Source organism: Bradyrhizobium sp. S3.3.6, from assembly GCF_040546905.1.
In the GTDB taxonomy this organism is placed as follows: Bacteria; Pseudomonadota; Alphaproteobacteria; order Rhizobiales; family Xanthobacteraceae; genus Bradyrhizobium; species Bradyrhizobium cytisi.
The window spans coordinates 357536-377532 of record NZ_JBEPOT010000001.1; the positions used below are offsets into that span (position 1 = coordinate 357536).

Below are 19997 nucleotides of genomic sequence, written 5' to 3' on the forward strand. Positions count from 1 at the left end.
GTGAAAATTATTCGGAGGTCATTGCGGCGCTAGCCCCATATTCTGATCGCTCATCGTGATCCCTTGCGCGGGACCGGCTAAACTGTCATGCCGCGGATCCGAGCAAAGGACCACGTCATGACCTCCTCCCCCGCCAAAGTTGCCCTCATCACCGGCGCCGCGCGCGGGATTGGGCTGGCGACGGTGAAGCGCTTTCTCGCCGAAGGCTGGCGCGTGGTGCTGCTCGATATCGAGGGAGAGCTGCAGGCTGGCGCGACAGCGGCGTTGAACAATCCCGACAATACGCTGGCGATCACCTGCGACGTGTCGGACGCCGCCGCCGTGGGAGCTGCAATGGCCGCTATCATGAGCCGCTTCGGCCGGCTCGATGCGGTCGTCAACAATGCCGGCGTGGCCATGTTTGCGCCGGTGCTGGAGACCAGCGATGCCGACTGGAACAGGATCATGGCGGTCAACCTCACCGGCCCGTTCCTCTGCACCAAGGCGGCCGCCCCGCTGATGCGCGAGCAAGGCGGCGGCGCTATCGTCAACATCACCTCGATCTCAGCCGTGCGCGCCTCGACGCTGCGCTCGGCCTACGGCACCAGCAAGGCCGGGCTTGCGCACCTCACCAAGCAGCTCGCGGTCGAGCTCGCCTCGCTCAACATCCGCGTCAATGCGGTCGCACCAGGGCCGGTCGACACCGCGATGGCGAAGCAGGTGCACACCAGGGAAATCCGCGCCGACTATCACGACGCCATCCCGCTCAACCGCTACGGCCTGGAGGAGGAGCTCGCGGAAGCGATCTTCTTCCTGTGCTCGGAGCGTGCGAGCTACATCACCGGCCAAATTTTGGCCGTCGATGGGGGCTTCGATGCAGCCGGCATCGGCCTGCCGACGCTGCGCGGCGAGCGGCGGAACGGGTAAATCTTGCAGGGTGAGTTAGCCCTGCAGATGCGCGATGCGCATCTGCAGGGCGTAACCCACCTCTTCTCACGCGGCGACAAAAGTGGTGGGTTACGCCAGCGGACTGCGCTTCGCGCAGCCGCAGTGCTAACCCACCCTACCGGACTGCGGAACCGAGTTGGTGGAGACTTCATGCGACGCATTGCATTCGTCAAAGCCTGGATCCTCGCAACCGCCCTGCTCGCTTCTGTCCCGGCCAGGGCCGAGATCCGCATCATCCAGAGTCCCGGCGGAGAGGTCGGGCCGTTCCTCGATCTGTTCGAGAAGGTGCGCGAGAGCGGCGACCGCGTGGTGATCGACGGTCCCTGCCTGTCGGCCTGCACGCTGGTGCTCAGCATCGTGCCGCGCGAACGCATCTGCGTCACCAAGCGTGCCGTGCTCGGTTTCCATGCCGCGCGTTCGGTCGACCGGCGCGGCCTCTTCTATGCTGAGCCGGAAGCATCCGAAGCCGTGCTTGCGGCATATCCGGGCCCCGTTCGCGACTGGATCAGCCGTCGCGGCGGCCTCACCTCGCGGTTGCTGTTACTGAAGGGGCGCGACCTCGCCGCGATCTATCCGCGCTGCCGATGACAATTCGGTTGCAGGCGGCGGTGTGACCGCAATGAATCCTCCGCTGTCCGACGATTAGGCAGTTCCCGGCGATTTCGGCCCTGCCGGAGCGAAATCCGCTTAGGTGCTTCGCAACGCGTGCACAATTTACGCGGTTTCCAGCTTTTTCCCAGCGCCTATGATGATGCAGGCCAGACCGAGACCCACCCGGCTCGCGATGGCTGCGGGACCGTCATATCCCAGCAGTGGCGGCGGAATATGGTGGTTCCACTTTTTCGAGATCGGTCATTTTCAAATAGCATCCATATGGAGTCCATCGATTTTCGCTATCGCCTGTCGGATCAGGGACGGATCGTCCTCGGCCCGCTGAGTTCCGAAGAAACCCTCGAATTCGAGGAGCTGTCGCGGCGCGACCGCGAGGGCCTGATCGACCTGACGTCGGAACTGCGGCTGCTCGAGTTGTACGTCAAGTACACCGGCTCGGACGCCAAGGTCTCGCTCGCGCCGTCGGAGCCGGCTGCGCACGTGAGTGAGACGCCGCGACGACGAAGGCCGTTGCCGCGACGACCGTCACGTCAGCGCGACTTTATTGTTCCCATGATGGTCGCGGTGGGCATGAGCTTCATGCTGATCGCGCTGTTCATCAGCTGATGCATGGCGTCATGCGCCGACAACCATACGCAGTGCACAGGGAGCCGTGGCCGTCTACTGAAAAACGACCTGCACCACCGGCGCGAGCTTCACGCTGGCGCAGATCAGCATTCCCCACAGAGCAAAATTGATTTGTAGCGCCGCCGCCATCGGTCGCTCCCTTCCAAGTCACGCCCCACCCTAATTTGTAGGTATTGTGAACAAAGTTAGCGATTCGGGCGCGAAGTTCACAGCCTAATCTTGCGCCAGTTGTTGTGCGATGCAATTCGCTTCATGTCACAAACCCGCTCGCGCTGTTCTCGCAAAGTGAATCGAGCGCACGAATCTCCTTTCGGCCATGCCGGTGTCGTCGTTTTCCCTTAAGTCCCGGGTAAGCGTCGCGATGCAAAGTTTTCCACGCGGATTTGCGTGGCGTAGCGCACGGCAGGTTCGGCATGGCTCGACATATTCTCGTCTTGCTCAGTTTTTGCGCAGCGCTCGCGGGATGCGCAAGCGCGCCGGCGGCGGAGCGTCGTCCGATCGCGTGGGACGGACTCGGTCAGGATCCCAATCGTTCTGCTGTCACAAAACGCCGCCTTGCGAATCACTCAGCACCTGAGAGCGATCCCAATGTTGAGCGGCAACGGGTGCTGGCCAGGCTGCGTCCCTATTCCGACGCATGGTGGGCCGTGCAAGACGAGATCGAGGCCGAGAACGACAGGCAACTCGGCTCGAAGCTCGTGATCTGCCGCAGCTGCGTGACGCAGCCGCCGGGAGAGGACGTGACCGGATCGATCCGCTGACGAGGCGCGCGCTCCCTCTCTCAAGACAATCGAGAGAGGAAGCGGCAGCCTAGGGAATCAGCCGGGCGTTGCGCTCACATTCCTTCGGCGGGGCAGTTCACCATCCAGGGAATGCCGAACTTGTCGACGCACATGCCAAAGCCCTTGGCCCAGAACGTCTTGCTGAAGGGCATGGTGACGGTGCCGCCGTCGGCAAGCGCGTTGAACTTGCGCTCACCCTCCGCGGGGTCCGCGACCGTGACCGAGATCGAAAAGCCCTGCGGCTTTTGAACATGCTCGGGCGGCGAGTCTGAGGCCATCAACACGCTACCGTCGGGCAGCGACAGCCGCGCATGCATAATTGTCTTCTCGCGGCCGGGCGCGGCGGGCATGTCCGACGGCGCGTCCGACGCCCGCATCATGGCGTCGATCTTGCCGCCCAAGATCTTGGCGTAGAAGTTGAATGCCGCTTCGCAATTGTCCTGATAGAACAGATAGGGATTGAGCATCGTTTCTCTCCTCTTCGCTTGCTTGTCTTCGCTTGCTTGTCTTCGCTTCCTTGGCAGTTCCTTGGCAGTCCCTTGGGGCGGTGGCTGGTGCTACTTCTCGGTGAGCTTCTTCAGGCTGGCGAGGCCGGCCTCGAAGTCCTTGCCGATCATGGTGTCCATGTTGATGAAGACCTGCATCACCTTGGACATGAAGGGCGCCGGACCGTACATCGCCCACGTGACCAGTGTGGCATCGCCTTGCGGCATAAAGGTGAACTCGGCGGTGTTGTGGCCCTCGAAAGGCCGTTCGAAATCGAGCTTGATGCGGAGTTTCGACGGCGTGCTCGCCTCGAGGATTTCCATATGGCCGGCGCCGACATTGTTGTTGCCGTCCCAGGCATAGGTCGCGCCCTTCCCTGCCGCGGTTCCTCCGAAGGCGCGCTTCATGGCGGGGTCGCGCCCTTCATAGGGCGACCAGCTGGTCCAGAAGTGGAAATTGGAGACCAGCGGATAGATCGCCTCGGCCGGCGCCTTCAGCGCGAGCGAGCGCTCGACACGAAACGTGTCGGGTTTGGTGAGGGCGAAAACGAGGATGCCCGCGATCCCAACCGCGAGCAGGACAGCGACGATGGCAATGGCTTTGCGCATGAAGGACTCCCTGGATATGGGATTAAGACGAAGGGAGACGGCGGGAACCGACAATCGGCGGGACGAAATTTTGGGCCGTCACTTTGACCGTCGCTTGGCCATCACTTGGCCTTCGCGCCCTGCCTGGCGCCGCCATTGGCTCCCTTCGGCTGGCTGTCCCGGATCAGGCGATCAATGTGCATGCGGATGTGGGCGGCCTCGGCCGAGGTGTTGGCCAACGCGATGGCGCGGTCGAAGGCGATGCGGGCTTCGTCGTTGCGCCCGAGCTGCATCAGGAAAGCGCCGCGCACGCCGTAAAAATGAAAGTAGTTGGCAAGTTTTGGCGCCAGCGGCTCGATCAGGTCGAGCGCGGCCTGCGGCCCGCGCACCTTGGAGACCGCGACCGCGCGGTTGAGCGTCACCACCGGCGAGGGCTGCACCACTTCGAGCGCACCGTAGAGCAGGTCGATCTGGGTCCAGTCGGTCTCCTCCGGCGTCGCCGCACGCGCATGCAGCGCGGCGATCGCGGCCTGGATCTGGTAGGGCCCGCTGTGGCGATGGCGCATCGCCTTGTCGATCAGCGCGAGGCCCTCCGCGATCATGGTGCGGTTCCACAGCGAGCGATCCTGGTCGTCCAGGAGAATGAGCGAGCCGTCCTTGGCGAAGCGCGCGGCGCTGCGCGCGTGCTGCAACAGGATCAGGGCAGTCAGGCCCATGATCTCGGGCTCGCCCTGGAACAAGCGCAGCAACAACCGCGCCAGCCGGATCGCTTCCTCGCACAGCGGCTTGCGGATCTCGGCAGTGTCGCCGCTTGCCGAATAGCCCTCGTTGAAGATCAGATAGATCATCGCGGCGACACCGGCGAGGCGTTCGGAACGCTCGATCGCGCCGGGCGTTTCGAACGGCGTTCCGGCTTCCGCGACTTTCGCCTTGGCGCGGGTGATGCGCTGCTCCATCGCCGCATCCGAGACCAGGAAGGCGCGCGCGATCTGCTTCACGGTCAGGCCGGAGACGATGCGCAGCGCGAGCGCGATCTGCTGCGTCGCCGGCAATTGCGGATGGCAGCAGATGAACATCAGCCGCAAGATATCGTCGCGGTAGTGCGAGCCGTCGAGCCGTTCGGCGAGCGCCCCTTCGGCGTCGTCGAGATCCGAGATCGCCTGGTCGTCCTCGGGCAGCGGCTGCTGCTTGCGGGTACGGCGCACCTCGTCGATCGCGACGTTGCGGCCGACCATGATCAGCCAGGCTGCGGGATCGCGCGGCGGCCCGTTCTGCGGCCAGGTTTTCAGCGCGCGCAGGCAGGCGTTCTGAAACGCCTCCTCGGCCGTATCGAGATCGCGAAAATAGCGCAGCAGCGCACCCACCGCCTGCGGACGCGCCGAGGTCAGCGCGGTCTCGATCCAGCCGGTATCGGCCTCGCTCACGCCGAAATTCCTCCGGGCCGGAATACGCCGACGGGCCGCACCTCATAGGCGCCGCCGGGATTGGCCGCGCCGAGGTCGCGCGCGACGTCGAGCGCCTCGTCGAGGTTGTTGCAGTCGACGATGTAGAAGCCGAGCAGCTGCTCCTTGGTCTCTGCATAGGGGCCGTCGAGCACCAGCGGCGGGTCTTCCTTGCGCAAGGTCGCCGCCGCCGTGGTCGGCAGCAGCCGGGCCACCGGCCCGAGCCGGCCCTGCTGCGTGAGCTTATCCTGCACCACGGCGAGCTTCTTCATCACGGCCTCGTCCTGGTCCTTGCTCCAGGAGCCAACGAAGTCCTCGTCGTGATAGCAAAGGATCGCATAAAGCATGGGCAGCACCTTCCCTGAACGCTTGTTTTAAAGACGATCCACTATGCCCCGCCCCGACAGGGCTGCGGAAAAAATTTGCGAGAAAAATCCGGCAGATCGTGCCAAGGAGAGCCTTCAAAAGCGGAACCTTATGAGGCACTTCGAATGACCCTGGGCATACTGGCCGTCCTGATCAACAGCACGCAGCAGAACTGGCTGCCGGAGCGCTGGAAGGCCCGATTCGACGCGGTCTGCGGCGGCCGCCGCGTGGTGCTGCTGCCGGATGCCGGGCTCGATCCCGCCGAGATACACTATGCCGCGGTGTGGAAGCCGGTACCGGGCGACCTCGGCTCTTTCCCCAATCTGCGGGCGATCTTCAATCTCGGCGCCGGTGTCGATGCGCTGATGGCGGACAAGAGCCTGCCCAACGTGCCGCTGGTGCGTGTCGCCGTGCCCGACCTCACCAACCGCATGACCGAATATGTCGTGCTGCACGTGCTGATGCACCACCGCCAGGAGCTCTACCTGCGGGACTCGCAGCGCGCGAAACGCTGGGAGCCGAAATATCAGTGGCCGGCGAGCGCGGTCACGGTCGGCGTCATGGGCCTCGGCACGCTCGGCGCAGACGCGGCCGATGTGCTGCGGCAGCTCGGCTTTCGCGTCGCCGGCTGGAGCCGCAGCCCGCGCTCGATCGAGGGCGTCGAGTGCTTCCACGGCACGGCCGGAATGGATGCGTTCCTGCGCAAGACCGACATCTTGGTGTCGCTATTGCCGCTGACGCCTGACACAAACGGCATCCTCAACCGTGACGTCTTCACAAAGCTCAACCGTGCGAGCCCGCTCGGCGCGCCGGTGCTCATCAATGCCGGCCGCGGCGGCTTGCAGAACGAAGCCGACATCCTGGCCTGCCTCGACGACGGCACGTTGGGTGCGGCCTCGCTCGATGTCTTCGTCCAGGAGCCGCAGCCGAACGACAGCCGGTTCTGGACCCATCCCAAGGTCATGCTGACCCCGCACAACGCCGCCGACACCGACGCGGATGCGATCTCGGCCTATGTCGCCGAGCAGATCGCAAGGTTCGAGGCGGGTGGCGCGCTGGAGAATGTCGTGGATCTGGGGCGGGGGTATTAGGGCTCCTCAGCGTCTCTACCTCACACTACCCCGTTCTCCACCTCGTTCACGCTCTCTTAGCGAGAAGTTGATAGGCATTGTTAATCAACGCTCAACGAACGAGTCGGACATGCGCGCGAGCCTCGGCCTCAGGATGCGGATTACGGTTGCGCTGGCGCTGACGGCGGCGGCGACCGCGCTGATTGCCGTACTCGGGGCCATGTGGATCATCGCGGGCATCATCGACCGCGCCGACCAGCGCGAGCTGCGCAGCCATTATGATGCGCTGCTGTCGCGGATCGCGGAAGAGTCCCATCGCGCCGCCGCCATGAGCGCCGTCGTGGCCGCGATGCCGGCGACGCAGGAGGCGATGGCCAAGCAGGATCGCGAGGCGCTGGTGCGCTTGTTCGGGCCGGTGTTTGCCGCCACCAATTCGGAATACGGCGTCGAGCAGTTCCAGTTCCATACGCCGCCTGCGACCTCCTTCCTGCGCGTGCACCAGCCGGCGAAGTTCGGCGACGACCTCTCAAGCTTCCGCAAGACGGTTGTCGACGCCAATCAGGAGCACAAGGTCGTGATCGGCCTCGAAGGCGGCGTCGCCGGGCTCGGCATCCGCGGCGTAGTACCGATTGCACAAGCCGGCAAACATCTCGGCTCGGTGGAATTCGGCCTGAGCTTCGGGCAGTCCTTCCTCGACGATTTCAAGCTCAACCGCCACGTCGACATCGCCTTCCATCTCGCCGATGGCACGGGCTTCAAGCTGTTCGGCGGCACGCTGAAGGGCAAGAGCTTCTTCGACGCGGCAGATTATGGCCGCGCCGCCGGCGGCGGGTTCACCGTGAAGCAGGGTAAGCTCGACGCGACGCCGATCGCCGCGCTGCTCGGGCCGATCAAGGACTTCTCCGGAAAACCGCTCGGCGCCGTCGAGCTGGTGATGGACAACGCCGATTACGTGGCCTCCGCCGACCGTGCGTGGATGCTCGCAATCGCCATCGCCGCGCTCGGGCTCGTGCTGGCTGCGATCGTCGGCTATCTCATTGCCCGCGGCATCTCGCGGCCGATCCTCTCCATCACCAGCGTGATGCGCGAGCTCGCCGACGGCCGGCTCGACGTCGCGGTCCCCGAAAGCAAGGCAAACGACGAGGTCGGCGCGATGGTGAAGGCGGTCGCGGTATTCCGTGACAACGCCGTCAATTTCAGCAAGCTCCAGGCCGATCAGCTCGAGGCCAAGGCGCAGTCGGAGGCCGAGAAGCGGCGCGCCTTTGCAGCGCTCGCCAACAATTTCGAGGCCAGCATCCGCGACGTCGTCACCACGGTGTCCTCGGCCGCGGTCGAGATGGAGCACACCGCGCGCTCGATGTCCGATATCGTCGAGCAGTCGCGCAATCGGACCCGTGCGGTGTCGTCGGCCTCGGCGCTCGCCTCGGAGAACGTGCAGACGGTGGCGGCCGCAGCGGAAGAGCTGTCCTCGTCGATGACCGAGATCAGCCGCCGCCTTGCCCATGCGACCGAAGTGGTGGGCAAGGCCGCCAGCGACGGCCGGCAGTCCAACGAACGGGTGCAGAGCCTGGCAGAGGCCGCGCAAAAAATCGGTGACGTCGTCTCCTTCATCAATGGCATCGCCGGGCAGACCAATCTGCTGGCGCTGAATGCGACGATCGAGGCCGCGCGCGCGGGCGAAGCCGGTCGCGGCTTTGCGGTGGTCGCCTCCGAGGTCAAGGCGCTCGCGACCCAGACCGCGAAGGCGACGGAAGAGATCGGCGCGCAGGTGACGGCCGTTCAGGGCGAAACCACCGGCGCCGTCGAGGGCATCCAGTCGATCTGCGCGACGATCCAGCAAGTCGACGAAATCTCCGCCGCGATCGCGGCAGCCGTCGGCCAGCAAGGTACGGCGACGCAGGAGATCGCGCAGAATGTCCAGCAGGCCGCCGCGCGCACCAGCGAGGTCTCGCAGAACATCGCCGGCGTCACCGACGGCATCGCCGCCACGGGCACGGCCGCGGAAGAGGTACTGGTCTCGGCGATCGAGCTGTCAAAGCAGTCGCAGCGCCTGCGCGACGAGGTGGATCGTTTCCTCGCACAGATCCGGGCAGCGTAACGGGGCTAAGGCTTAAGCTTGGCTCCCACCATCACATCAATTGCGCCATTCACAATGGCCTCCAGCTCCTTGCGCGAGACGCGCGCGCGGGAGCGGATAGCAATCGAGTGCACAGTTGCGGATGCAAGCTGCGCCAGCACGACCGGATCGGCACTCTCCGGCAGCTCGCCATTCTCCCTGGCGCGGCGAAAGCAATTCGCAAAAGCCTTGTCGAGATCGGTCAGCCCCTCCAGCACCATGGCGCGAATCTCGGGATCGCCGACCGCTTCGGAGGCCGCCGTCACCACGGTAAAGCAGCCGCGAGGACCGGTTTCGCCGGAGAGATAGATGTTCAGCGCGCATGCGAAGATGCCCTCCAGGCGCTGACGCACCGGCATCTCCTCGCGAAAGATCTCGGCCATCGAGGCGCGCGCGTCGTCGCGGTAGCGCTGGTAGCTCTTGATGTAGAGCTCGCGCTTGTCGCCGAAGGCGCCGTAGAGGCTCGGCCGGTTCATGCCGGTGGCCTCGCTGAGATCGTCGAGCGACGTCGCGGCAAAACCCTGCCTGCGAAACAGGTCGAGCGCCTTGCCGAGCGCGACATCGGGCTCGTAGGCGCGCGGCCGGCCGCGGCGCTTGGGTTCGCCGCGGCGCTCGGGCGCAGTGGCAGCAGCTGGCGGCTTCGATTTTTGTACCATGTCGCAAGTTAATCCTTGACCGCACCCATAATATGCAAGATGGTACAAAAATCAATCTGGCCAGGTTGAGCGACACTCACAAAGAGAATTGCCCAAGGAGGCCCACGATGGATCTTTATTTCTCCCCGCTCGCCTGCTCCATGGCGACGCGCGTCGCGCTCTATGAAGCCGGCGCCGAGGCGAATTATCTCGAAGTCGATCCGCCGACCAAGAAGGTGCTCAACGACGGCTCCGACTTTCGCACCGTCAATCCGATCGGCCTGGTGCCGACGCTGCGCACCGACGAGGGCGTGGTGCTGACCGAGAACGCCGCGATCCTGCAATATGTCGCTGACCGATTTCCGCAGTCCGGCCTTGGCGCGGCGGCGGGCATCGATCGGACGCGCTTACATCAATGGCTCTGCTTCATCGGCACCGAGCTGCACAAGGGCCTGTTCATCCCCGTGCTCGACCGCAAGGCGCCGCAGGAGGTCAAGGCCTATGTGCTGGAGAAAAACCTGTCGCGGCTCGACTATCTCGATAACTACCTGAAGGGCCGCGACTACCTGCTCGACCATTTCAGCGTTGCCGACGCCTATCTCGTCACGGTCATCAACTGGACCATGGCGACGCCGCCGATCGAGCTCGCCAAATGGCCGAACGTGAGGGCCTATTACGAGCGGCTACGGACGCGGCCCTCGATCGCGAAAGCGATCGCGGAGGAGTTCGAGCTGTACCAGGTCGAGCAGGCGCGGAAGAAGGCGGCGGCGTAGCGACATTCGGACTCCGTCCCGGCCACCCCGGCCGGGGCGGCGACAGAAACATCGCGTCTGCTCTCGACCGCGCCTGGCACCCGCAGCTACCTCGGCGCTTGCAGTATGACCCCATAGCGGCCGTATATCCGATCGATCGTGCCTTCGTTCCGCAGCCGTTCCAGCGCTCCATCGATGGCTTCGCGCAACGCATCGTCCGGACGGACCATGCCGACGGCGACGTTCCAGTTGAGATCAGCCACGCTCTCGTCGCGATCCAGAATGCGGAGCGCCTTGTCCGGATGCGTCAGATTGAAATAGCTCGCCGCCGTGGGCGTGACCGCGGCAGCGTCGATCTCATGGTTCGACACGGCGTCGAGGCTGTCGCTCTCGAAGCCGAAGGTCGATGTGGGCACGTGCCGCTGACCGATGATCATGGCTGCGACGGATCCGACCTGCACCCCCACCTTGGTATGCTGGTTGAGGCCCTGGAACGAGGCGAGCGTGCTGGATGACGGCACGGCGAGTGCGACGCCCGTTCGATAATAGGGCTTGGAGATCCTCAAGCGGGTTTCGCCTTGCGCTTCACGGTCGGCGATAACGTCCAGAACAATGTCGCAGCCCGCGCTACGCATTTGGTACTGCGTGATGATCCAGTCGAGCCGCAGCGAGACACCGAGTTCGCGTGCCAGCGCCTGGCCCAACTCGACCTGAAAGCCGGGCGGATCGCCGGCCTTGCGCGCAAAGGGAAGCGAGTTGGGATGCGCGCATAGCCCGATCTCGCCACTCGAGCGGATCGCGTCCAGGGTTCGCGCCTGCGCCGGTCCCGATAGAATGATGGTGGCACAAACGATGACCGGGACAATTGCCTTCATTACGCGTCCTCATTTGGATGGATAGGGTTCTCGGCGGCTCAGCCCTCGTGCGGCTTGAGTTGCCGGATGTATGTGATGATCTGGTCGATCTGCGCGTCGCTGAAGGTCTCGCCGAATGCGGGCATCGCACCTGGCTTACCGTTCTTGATGCGGCTGCGAAGATAATCATCGTCGTGGGTCGTATTCATGAGCTGCGGCCCCTTGCCGGCCGCGCGCCCCCCATCGGAATGACACCAGCCACAGGTCGTTGCAAACAACTGCCCGACGTCGAACGTCTCCTCGTTCGGCGCAGGAGTGGCGGACTGCGCATGGACCGGCACGGCACATGCCACCGAGACGGCCAGTGCCGCCGGCAGCAACGTCATTTTCCCCAAATTCGATTTCACGGGGTCCCGCTCCGTTTTTCGCAAAGCCTCATCAGGCACTGAAATGCGTGGGGAGCGGGAGTGTCCCCGCTCCCCGACAGGTCCTCCGAGCGACCTATTTCAAGCTGTAGACGATCAGCGCGCCATCGTCGCGCGGCATGCTCTTGTAGACGCCGCCGAAGGTCGGCGCGTAATCGTCCGATGCCATGCCGCCAAAGCCGGCGGTCACCGCGATATACTGCTTGCCGCCGGCGGAGTAGCTGATGATTCCGCCCTGATGGCCGGTGCCGTCAGAGTGATTCCACAGCTCGGTCCCGGATTCGGCATCGTAGGCATGAACTGTGCCCCGCGAATCCGGCACGAACACGAGATTGCCTCCGGTCGACAAGACGCTTCCGAGCGGTGGCTCAGGGTAGCGGACTTCCCACTTCTTGGCGCCGGTGATGGGGTCGCGCGCGTCGAGATGGCCATAGATTTCACCGCCAGGCGGCGGCGCGATCTTGAAGTCGGCGCCGATGTTGAGCTGAGCCTGAGGAGCAACGATCGGAGTCGTCTTCAGAACCTCGAGCGTCATGCACCATTCCTGGCCGAGCTTGTAATAGAGCCCCGTCTTCGGGTTGTACGACCCGGCGTTAAAGCTCACCCCACCGGAAATGTGCGGGCACAACGGCTCGGAAACCTTGCCGGCGGAGAAGTCGCGACGACCGATCAGCTCACCCGTCTTGGGATCAATGTCCTTCACAAAATTGCTGTTCTGGGTGATCCGCCAGACGTTCTTCAAACCGAGATTGCGGTCATAGACGAAGATGTAGCCGCTCTTGTTCGGATGAACCACGTACTTCTGGCCGTCGCGCTCGAGCATCACGAACTCGCCGACCGCGCTGTCGAAGTCCCAGGCGTCGTGCGGCAGTTCCTGATGGTAGAATTTCAGCTTGCCGGTATCGATATCGAGACCGATCACCGAACTCGTATAGAGATTGTCGCCGGGACGCGCACCTTGCGTCTTGTAATCAGCGCCTGACCAATCGTAGAGCGGCGCCGGGTTTGCGGTGCCCCACAGGATGGTGCCGGTCTCGGAATCGTAGGTGCCCGGCATCCAGCCGCCACCACCGCCGGTCCGCCAGGAATCGCTGCCCCAGGTCTTCATGGCCTCGTCGGTGCCTGCGACCGTCAGGAACTCCCACTTCTTCTTGCCGGTGGCGGCATCCACAGCGAAGATCGGGCCACGGCCCGGCCATTCACCACCTTGCGCGCCGATAATCACGCTCCCCTTCGCGTAAAGCGGCGCGCCGGTGAAGCCGACCGTGAGCTTCTGCGAGTCGATCAGCTTGGTGTCCCAGAGGACCTTTCCCGTCTTCGCATCCAGCCCGATGAGACGACCATCCATCGTACCGACGAAGACCTTGCCTTCACCGAGAGCTACGCCGCGGTTGTAAGGAGAGTGGGTCTGTCGGCTGATCAGCGCCTCATCCAGCTCCGGAAAGAACGACCAGATCACCTCGCCCGTCGTGCCGTTCAGCGCAAAGACACGGCTGTAAGAACCCGAGTAATAGAGCACGCCGTCGGCCACGAGCGGCATTGACTGCAGGCCACGCGTCGATCGTCCGGGAATGTGTATCCAGGCTACGCCCAGATTGCCGACATTATTCGCATTGATCTGCGCGAGCGGGCTGTAGTGATAGGATTTGTATGAACCGTGATAGGTGAGCCAATCGTTCTGACCGCCGGCCTCGATCCGGGCCGTATCCACGGTTTGAGCCAACGCCGCCGACGCCGCAAGCGTCGCGCCGACAAGAACAGGTAAACCCGAGTTAAGCCACTGCTTCCTCATATGCACTTCCTCCCGCTTTCGTGTTTATTGATTGCGTGATGAGCACCGCTGCGAGGGGCGTTTGCAGTTCAGTACGCGTCGATTGCTCTCCATCGGACATGATCTGCCAACGAATATCCCCGCCTTTCGGCGCATATCGCCAAAGGAGTTACGTTCAACGGAGTGATTGCTATTGCGCTTCTGCTCGCAGGCATAGCGTACGCCGGAACGCAGGGAGTGCAAAGACGGAACGCATGCGCGGCGCGAATTCGACGCGCGACGGCCCATTTGAAACGGCAGCGGCACTGACCGTTTCGTCTCAATCGACCAATCCCGGACTGACGCGGGTTAGCCGTAAAGCACTTTCGGCACCATCATGGCGATGCTCGGCCAGGTCGTCGGCAGCAGCACGAAGTCGATCATCATGATGAGATAGAGCGGCGCGACACAGGCGATGGAGTCGAGTCACCTCACCCCGCACGCCCATAGATCGCCGCGGCATTGTCTGAAGACACCAATCCGCTTTCGAGGTCGTCGCGCACGCTTTCTGGCATACGCTCCCGGGGATCGCCGATCCCGGCGCCACCCGGCGTCATCACCACCAGGCGATCATCGCGCGGCACGGTCTGAAAGCCCTTGCCACGCATCTTCTGGCCGGACTTCAGGCCGACATAACCAGCCTCGCCGTTCTGGCCGCCATCGCGTCCGCGTGGCGGATGGTCGATGCGATCGAAGGCAGCGAGGATGTCGAAGGGCGCATCGATGCCGGTGCCGACCTCGATGATCTGGCCGAGGCCGCCGCGGGTGCGTCCTGCCCCGCCGGAATCCGGGCGCAGCTCCTTGCGCCAGAAGATCAGCGGCGTCTGCGTCTCCGCGATCTCGACCGGCGTGCCGCGCACGCCGCTGGGATAGGCGGTGGCCGACAGCCCGTCCTTACCGAAGCGCGCGCCGGTGCCGCCATTGCTGGTGACAGCCATCGAGAACCCGTAATTGCCGCCAGCCCCCGAGCGGGTCTGTCCGCGCACATTGAGATTCCACAGGCACGAGGTACCTTCCGCCGGCACGCGCTCGGGAATGATCTGGCGCAGGCAGCCGAACACCACGTCGGGCAGCATCTGGCCGACGATGTGACGCGACGCCACGGGCGCCGGCTTCGGCGCATTGAGGATCGCGCCAGCAGGCGCCGACACCGTCAGCGGCGAGAGCGAGCCGGCATTGTTCGGGATCTGCGAGGCGACGACACAACCGAGGCCGAACACGGTATAGGCCGTGGTGTAGGAGAGCGGCACGTTGATGCCGAACTTCGAGGCGGCCGAGGTGCCGTCGAAATCGACGTGAATGCCAGTATCCGAGATCGTCAGCGTCGCCGCCAGCGTGACCGGCGCGTCATAGCCGTCGACCACCATGCTGTTGCGCCACGTCCCCTTCGGCAGCTTCGCGATCTCTGCCAGCACCGCCTCGCGCGAGCGGTCGCAGACGTAGTCGCCGAGCTCGTCGAGCGTCTCGATCTCGGATTCGGTCATCATCTCGACCAGGCGCTCGCAGCCGACATCGTTGCAGCCGGCGAGCGAATAGGTGTCGCCCTCGGTATCGATCGGCAACCGCGTGTTGGTGCGGATCATCGCCATCAGCGTCTCGTTGACGACGCCCTGGTCGATCAGCTTCAGCATGGGGATGTAGAGCCCCTCCATGAACACGTCGGTGGCATCAGGCCCGAAGCCGATACCGCCGATGTCCATGAGATGGCTGGTGCAGGAGAACAGCGCGACGATTTTGCCGTCCTTGAAGCAGGGCGTGGTGACGACGAAGTCGTTGAGATGGCCGGTGCCCATCCAGGGATCGTTGGTGATGTAGGCGTCGCCTTCCTTCATCGTCTCCAGCGGGAAATGATTGATGAAGTGCTTGACCGATTCCGCCATCGAGTTGACGTGACCGGGCGTGCCCGTCACCGCCTGCGCCAGCATTCGCCCCCTGAGGTCGAACACGCCGGCGGAGAGGTCGCCGCATTCGCGCACGATGGGGCTGAAGGCGGTGCGCAGCAGCACCTGCGCCTGCTCCTCAACCACGGCGATCAGCCGGTGCCACATGATCTGAAGGTCGATCAGGCTCGCGCCACTTGCCTTGCTCATGATCAGGCCGCCTTTCGTTCCATGACGATGCTGCCGGCACCGTCGATATGGGCGTCAAAACTGTTCGAGACGAAGGTGGAGGTCTCGTCCTCGGCGATCACGGCAGGACCCGCAATCGTCGCGCCCGGCGCCATGTCCTCGCGGCGATAGAGCGGGATCTCGATCAGCTTGCCTGCGCGGCCGTCGAAGAATCTGCGGCTGCCGGAGGCTTTACTTGCGGGCTTGCGTGTCACGGCCGCAACCGTGGGCGGATTGCGCGCTTCGGTGGTCGCGAGCACCGACCAGCTCAGCACCTCGATCGCCGCGCCCGGGATCGGACGCTCGAACATCGCCGAATAGTCCGCCTCGAATTTTTGGCGCAGGCCGGCGAGATCGGCTGATGTCAGCGGCCGGTTCGGCAGCTCGACGGTGATCTCGTGGCCCTGGCCGACATAGCGCATGAAGGCCGCGCGACGTTCGCGCACCAGTTGGCCGGCAGCGCCGGGCTCGACCAGCGCACGTGCTTCGGTCACCATCTCCTGAAGCAGGTCGGAGACCGCGCCCGTGTCGAAGTCATCGAGCCGGACGTGGCGGCTACGCACGAGTTCATAGGCGATGGGAGCCGCAAGGAATCCGACCGCCGAACCGACGCCGGCATTCGAGGGCACGATCACCCGGGAGACACCGATCTTCTCGGCGACGCGCGCGGCATGGAGCGGCGCGGCACCGCCAAAGGCGATCAGCGTGTGCTGGCCAACGATCTCGCCGCGTTCGACCGCGTGCACGCGCGCAGCGCTCGCCATGTTCTCGCAGACGACCTCGTGCACGGCATAGGCCGCAGTTTCCGCCGACAAGCCAAGCGGCTCGCCGACGCTGCGTAGCAGCGCTTGCTTCGAAAGCTCTGAATCTAGCTTGATCGTGCCGCCCGCAAAAGCATCGGGATCGATCATGCCGAGCGCAACGTCGGCATCAGTCACGGCCGGACGCTGGCCGCCGCGGCCGTAGCAGGCCGGTCCCGGTTCAGAAGACGCACTCTCGGGGCCGACGGTGACACGCTTCATGGCGTCAACATGGGCGATCGAGCCGCCACCGGCGCCGATCTCGACCATCTCGATCACGGGGATGCGCACCGGCAGGCCTGAGCCTTTCAGGAAGCGCGCGGCGCGATCGACCTCGAACACGCGCGAGGTCTCGGGTTGATATTTTTCGATCAGGCAGATCTTTGCGGTGGTGCCGCCCATGTCGAAGGACAGCACCTTGCTCTCGCCAAGACGCGCCGCGATCTGCGCCGCAAAAATCGCGCCGCCGGCAGGGCCGGATTCGACAAGACGCACCGGAAAGCGCCGCGCCGTCTCGATCGAGGTGACACCGCCGCCGGAGGTCACGAGATAGATGGCACCGCGATACTGCTCGACCTGCAAGGCATCGGACATGCGGGCGAGATAGCCGTCGATCAGCGGCTGCACATAGGCGTTGGCAACCGCAGTCGAGGTGCGCTCATATTCGCGGATTTCGGGGCACACGGCGGAGGACACCGTCACGGAGATGCCGGGCATCTCCTCACTGATGATCGCAGCCGTGCGGCGCTCGTGCTCGGGATTGGCATAGGAATGCAGGAATGCGATCGCGACGCTTTCGACATTCAGCTCACGCAATTTCGGCGCGAGCGCGCGCACGGCTGCTTCATCCAGCGGGAGGCGGACCGCGCCGTGCGCGTCGATGCGCTCTGGCACGGTGAAGCGCAGGCTGCGCGGCGCCAGCGGCTTCGGCTTGTCGATGCCGAGGTCATACTGGTCGTAACGGCTCTCGGTGCCGATATCGAGCACGTCGCGAAAACCGTCGGTCGCGATCAGCGCGGTCTTGGCGCCGCGCCGCTCGATGATGGCGTTGGTCGCGAGCGTCGTGCCGTGGATGAACACGTCGATGTCGCTGATATGCGCGCGCGCATCGGTAAGGATGAGCCGCATGCCATCCAGCACCGCCTGCTCCGGCCGCTGCGGCGTTGTCAGCAACTTGCGCGTTTTGCGCACCTCACCCACGTCCAGCACGATGTCGGTGAACGTGCCACCGATATCAACGGCAAGCCGCATTTCGGCTCCCTCAAACATTCCAAAATTCTCCGTGCTGATCGTCAAGATCGGGGTGAAAACGCAGCAAATTTCATGCCATCGAGCGTGCCGGCGACGCTGCGCCCGGTTATTCTGCTTGGCACCCATGCAATAGGCAAGACGTGTTCGCTTCGCGCGAGTTCAGAGCAGGAATGCAAGCGCCGCCTCGCAGCGCTCCTCGACCTTGAGCGTCAGCAGATCGTCGGCGCGGGTGCGTCCAAGATTGACCGCGGCGATCGGAATCTGACGATCTGCGGCAGCCTTCACGAAGCGGAAGCCGGAATAGACCATCAGCGATGAGCCGACGATCAGCATGGCGTCGGCCTGCGACAGATGATCCTGCGCGGTCGCGACCACGTCGCGCGGGACGTTCTCGCCGAAAAACACCACGTCGGGCTTGAGGATGCCGCCGCAGGCTTCGCAAGGAGGCACCTTGAACGACGAGAAATCCGCATGCTCAAGGTCGGCGTCGCCGTCAGGCGCGTCCGCCGCATCGAGCGTCAGCCATCCCGCATTGGCGCGGCCAAGCGCATCCTGGAATTCGTTGCGCGGCGTCTTAGCCCCGCAGCCCATGCAGCGGACGAGATCGAGCCGGCCATGCAAATCGATCACCTGCCGGTGGCCGGCGGATTGATGCAGCCGGTCGACATTCTGGGTCAGCAGCATGCCGCAGCGCCCGCTCGCCTCGAGCCGCGCGAGCGCATGATGCGCATCGTTCGGCCGCGCCTGGCCGAACCGCCGCCAGCCGATCAGGCTGCGCGCCCAATAGCGCTGGCGCGTCTGCTCTTCCGACATGAAAGCCTGGAAGTTGACCGGCTGGGTCCGCTTCCAGTTGCCGTGGCTGTCTCGGTAATCGGGAATCCCCGAATTTGTGCTGCAGCCGGCGCCGGTCAGCACGAACAGATTTTCGTGGCGGCCGACGAAATCTTCGAGCGGACGGTTTGCCAGCGGAGGTTTTGCCATGGCGCAGATGTAGTCTGCGCAGGCCGGTTTTGCCAGATCAGCACCGTTCCGACGGCTCGAATCCCGCGATCAGCTTCACGAGCTCGCTCTGCCGCGCCGTGCCGGTCTTGCGGAAGACATTGTGGAGATGCGTCTTGACGGTGGCCTGCGTCAGCCCGAGGGCCTCGGCGAGGGCCTTCACCCCGCTCACCTTCATGACGCCATCGAGCACACGGATCTCGCTGGCCGTGAGATTGTAGAGCTTTGCCAGCGCTTCCAGCGGCGGCGGGGCTTGCAGGCGAGGTCTTGCGGACGAAGACGGCGGCCACCGCCGAATGCAGCGCCCCGGTGCGCCGGCGGTCGCCCGAGGTCAATGGCAGCACATCGACAAACCAGCGGCCCTGCGCGCTGACGATCGGAATCGAGCCGCCGTTGTCAGAGGTGGCATTGCCGTTCTCGGCGGCGAAAAGCGCCTCGCGCAGCGCACGCTGGGCGTCGGGCGCCGTCGCGGCCAAGGCTCCCTTCCGCTCGATGACCAGCCCGCCCTGATCGAGGATGAGCCGAGCCGGCTCATTGGTGAAGACAAGGCGTCCATTGGGACCGACCAGGAAGACCGCGGCCGCCACACTGTCGAGCGTCTGGGTCAGCACCGCCTGAGCCGACTTGCTCTGATCGAACAACCGCCCAATCGACACGGCTCGCTGGAAATGCGGCACGATCAGCGCAAAGCGGCGCCGATTGTCTGGATCGGCGAGGCCGTCCTTTTCATGCAGCCGGACGCTGACGATCGATGAATTGGTGGCCCCCTTCTCCAGATTCGACCCGAGCGCATCGATCATGTCCTGTGGCTTCATCCACTCTTCATAGAAGCGCGTCTCCGCCATTTCCTCGAACGGGACGAAATCGGTGGATGCATAGACGAGACCAGCCTCGCAGAAAGTGGCGGCTGGAAAGCACGGATTTAAGGGAAGATATTTCTCGAGATAGAGCCTTGTGTAGTGCGGCTCTTCATTGAAGAGGTGCAGCACCGCGGTTTGCTCGGTGGCTGCGTCGTGCCAGAACAAGGCGCCGGAGGAGCCGCCGACGAACAGGCAGGCCTGCTCCAGGGCACGGGGCCAAAGTGCAGGGTCGAGCGCGGCATCGTAAATCAGGCCGATCAGCTCTGACAGCAGAGCAGCTTCAGACGTCACAACCAGCTCTTCATCATTCCGAACAATTCGCAGGGCATTCGCGCCTTCAGTCGCACTGTACCACAAGGTGCATGACCGCTGCAAAACTCCGCATGCACGAATATTGAGAAGCGCGTTGCGCGATGAAGCGGCATGGCGCCGCCAGTTGGACTCAAGAGGCGGACCGCCCTGCTCCATCGTTGAGCAAAGCCGCGTCA

19 protein-coding genes are annotated in these 19997 nt (G+C 64.1%); 7 read left to right on the forward strand and 12 right to left on the reverse strand.

The genetic code is table 11. The features are described from left to right. Positions 1-117 precede the first annotated feature (117 nt). The 4 genes from ABID59_RS01700 to ABID59_RS01715 all read left to right on the forward strand — a co-directional run bounded on the left by ABID59_RS01700 (position 118) and on the right by ABID59_RS01715 (position 2927). Positions 118-906, forward strand: a complete 789-nt coding sequence (locus tag ABID59_RS01700; RefSeq protein WP_354032313.1) for an SDR family NAD(P)-dependent oxidoreductase — start codon at positions 118-120, stop codon at positions 904-906. Positions 907-1077: 171 nt separating this feature from the next. Continuing rightward, positions 1078-1515, forward strand: a complete 438-nt coding sequence (locus ABID59_RS01705) for a hypothetical protein (RefSeq protein ID WP_354082242.1) — start codon at positions 1078-1080, stop codon at positions 1513-1515. Between the two features lie 285 nt (positions 1516-1800). Then, positions 1801-2145, forward strand: coding sequence for a hypothetical protein (locus ABID59_RS01710; RefSeq protein WP_148754061.1), 345 nt, complete (start codon positions 1801-1803; stop codon positions 2143-2145). Positions 2146-2771: 626 nt separating this feature from the next. Further along, a complete protein-coding gene (locus ABID59_RS01715) occupies positions 2772-2927 on the forward strand; it encodes a hypothetical protein (RefSeq protein ID WP_347340241.1) in 156 nt (51 codons plus the stop codon). A 74-nt stretch (positions 2928-3001) separates the two neighbouring features. Here the strand turns inward: ABID59_RS01715 and ABID59_RS01720 are convergent, their stop codons facing one another. The 4 genes from ABID59_RS01720 to ABID59_RS01735 form a co-directional block, all read right to left on the reverse strand. Then, positions 3002-3415: a VOC family protein gene (locus ABID59_RS01720; protein ID WP_148754017.1), complete on the reverse strand. Its 414-nt coding sequence runs from the start codon at positions 3413-3415 to the stop codon at positions 3002-3004. A 90-nt stretch (positions 3416-3505) separates the two neighbouring features. Continuing rightward, complete coding sequence (locus ABID59_RS01725; protein ID WP_148754018.1) at positions 3506-4042, reverse strand: SRPBCC family protein; 537 nt, start codon at positions 4040-4042, stop codon at positions 3506-3508. 101 nt (positions 4043-4143) lie between these two features. Then, a complete protein-coding gene (locus ABID59_RS01730; protein WP_148754019.1) occupies positions 4144-5445 on the reverse strand; it encodes an RNA polymerase sigma factor in 1302 nt (433 codons plus the stop codon). Further along, positions 5442-5810 (reverse strand): YciI family protein, encoded by a 369-nt coding sequence (locus tag ABID59_RS01735; protein ID WP_354082243.1) that lies wholly within the window; start codon positions 5808-5810, stop codon positions 5442-5444. The genes ABID59_RS01730 and ABID59_RS01735 overlap by 4 nt, the downstream gene beginning before the upstream one ends. A gap of 144 nt (positions 5811-5954) precedes the next feature. Between ABID59_RS01735 and ABID59_RS01740 the strand changes: the two genes are divergently transcribed. Both ABID59_RS01740 and ABID59_RS01745 read left to right on the forward strand, forming a co-directional pair. Continuing rightward, positions 5955-6920, forward strand: a complete 966-nt coding sequence (locus ABID59_RS01740) for a 2-hydroxyacid dehydrogenase (protein ID WP_148754020.1) — start codon at positions 5955-5957, stop codon at positions 6918-6920. Between the two features lie 109 nt (positions 6921-7029). Next, positions 7030-8997, forward strand: a complete 1968-nt coding sequence (locus ABID59_RS01745; protein ID WP_354082244.1) for a methyl-accepting chemotaxis protein — start codon at positions 7030-7032, stop codon at positions 8995-8997. 5 nt (positions 8998-9002) lie between these two features. Here ABID59_RS01745 and ABID59_RS01750 read toward each other — a convergent pair whose 3' ends face one another. Further along, positions 9003-9671: a TetR/AcrR family transcriptional regulator gene (locus ABID59_RS01750; protein ID WP_354082246.1), complete on the reverse strand. Its 669-nt coding sequence runs from the start codon at positions 9669-9671 to the stop codon at positions 9003-9005. A 107-nt stretch (positions 9672-9778) separates the two neighbouring features. Here ABID59_RS01750 and ABID59_RS01755 point away from each other — a divergent pair, with 107 nt between their 5' ends. Further along, complete coding sequence (locus ABID59_RS01755; protein WP_354082247.1) at positions 9779-10423, forward strand: glutathione binding-like protein; 645 nt, start codon at positions 9779-9781, stop codon at positions 10421-10423. A gap of 86 nt (positions 10424-10509) precedes the next feature. Here ABID59_RS01755 and ABID59_RS01760 read toward each other — a convergent pair whose 3' ends face one another. From ABID59_RS01760 to ABID59_RS37380, 7 genes are all read right to left on the reverse strand, one after another. Further along, a complete protein-coding gene (locus tag ABID59_RS01760) occupies positions 10510-11277 on the reverse strand; it encodes a substrate-binding periplasmic protein (RefSeq protein ID WP_354082248.1) in 768 nt (255 codons plus the stop codon). Between the two features lie 38 nt (positions 11278-11315). After that, positions 11316-11663 carry a c-type cytochrome gene (locus ABID59_RS01765; protein ID WP_354082249.1) on the reverse strand — a complete coding sequence of 116 codons (348 nt, stop codon included), beginning with the start codon at positions 11661-11663 and terminating at the stop codon, positions 11316-11318. A gap of 94 nt (positions 11664-11757) precedes the next feature. Further along, positions 11758-13473 carry a pyrroloquinoline quinone-dependent dehydrogenase gene (locus ABID59_RS01770; RefSeq protein ID WP_354082250.1) on the reverse strand — a complete coding sequence of 572 codons (1716 nt, stop codon included), beginning with the start codon at positions 13471-13473 and terminating at the stop codon, positions 11758-11760. 449 nt (positions 13474-13922) lie between these two features. Further along, complete coding sequence (locus ABID59_RS01775; protein ID WP_354082251.1) at positions 13923-15581, reverse strand: hydantoinase B/oxoprolinase family protein; 1659 nt, start codon at positions 15579-15581, stop codon at positions 13923-13925. 2 nt (positions 15582-15583) lie between these two features. Next, positions 15584-17668, reverse strand: a complete 2085-nt coding sequence (locus ABID59_RS01780) for a hydantoinase/oxoprolinase family protein (RefSeq protein WP_354082252.1) — start codon at positions 17666-17668, stop codon at positions 15584-15586. 141 nt (positions 17669-17809) lie between these two features. Then, the gene (locus ABID59_RS01785) at positions 17810-18631 is read right to left on the reverse strand and encodes an NAD-dependent protein deacetylase (RefSeq protein ID WP_354082253.1); all 822 of its coding nucleotides are present in this window, start codon (positions 18629-18631) and stop codon (positions 17810-17812) included. Continuing rightward, on the reverse strand, positions 18559-19977 hold the full coding sequence (locus tag ABID59_RS37380) for a hypothetical protein (RefSeq protein WP_502916391.1): 1419 nt from the start codon (positions 19975-19977) through the stop codon (positions 18559-18561). The genes ABID59_RS01785 and ABID59_RS37380 overlap by 73 nt, the downstream gene beginning before the upstream one ends. Between the last annotated feature and the right edge of the window lie 20 nt (positions 19978-19997).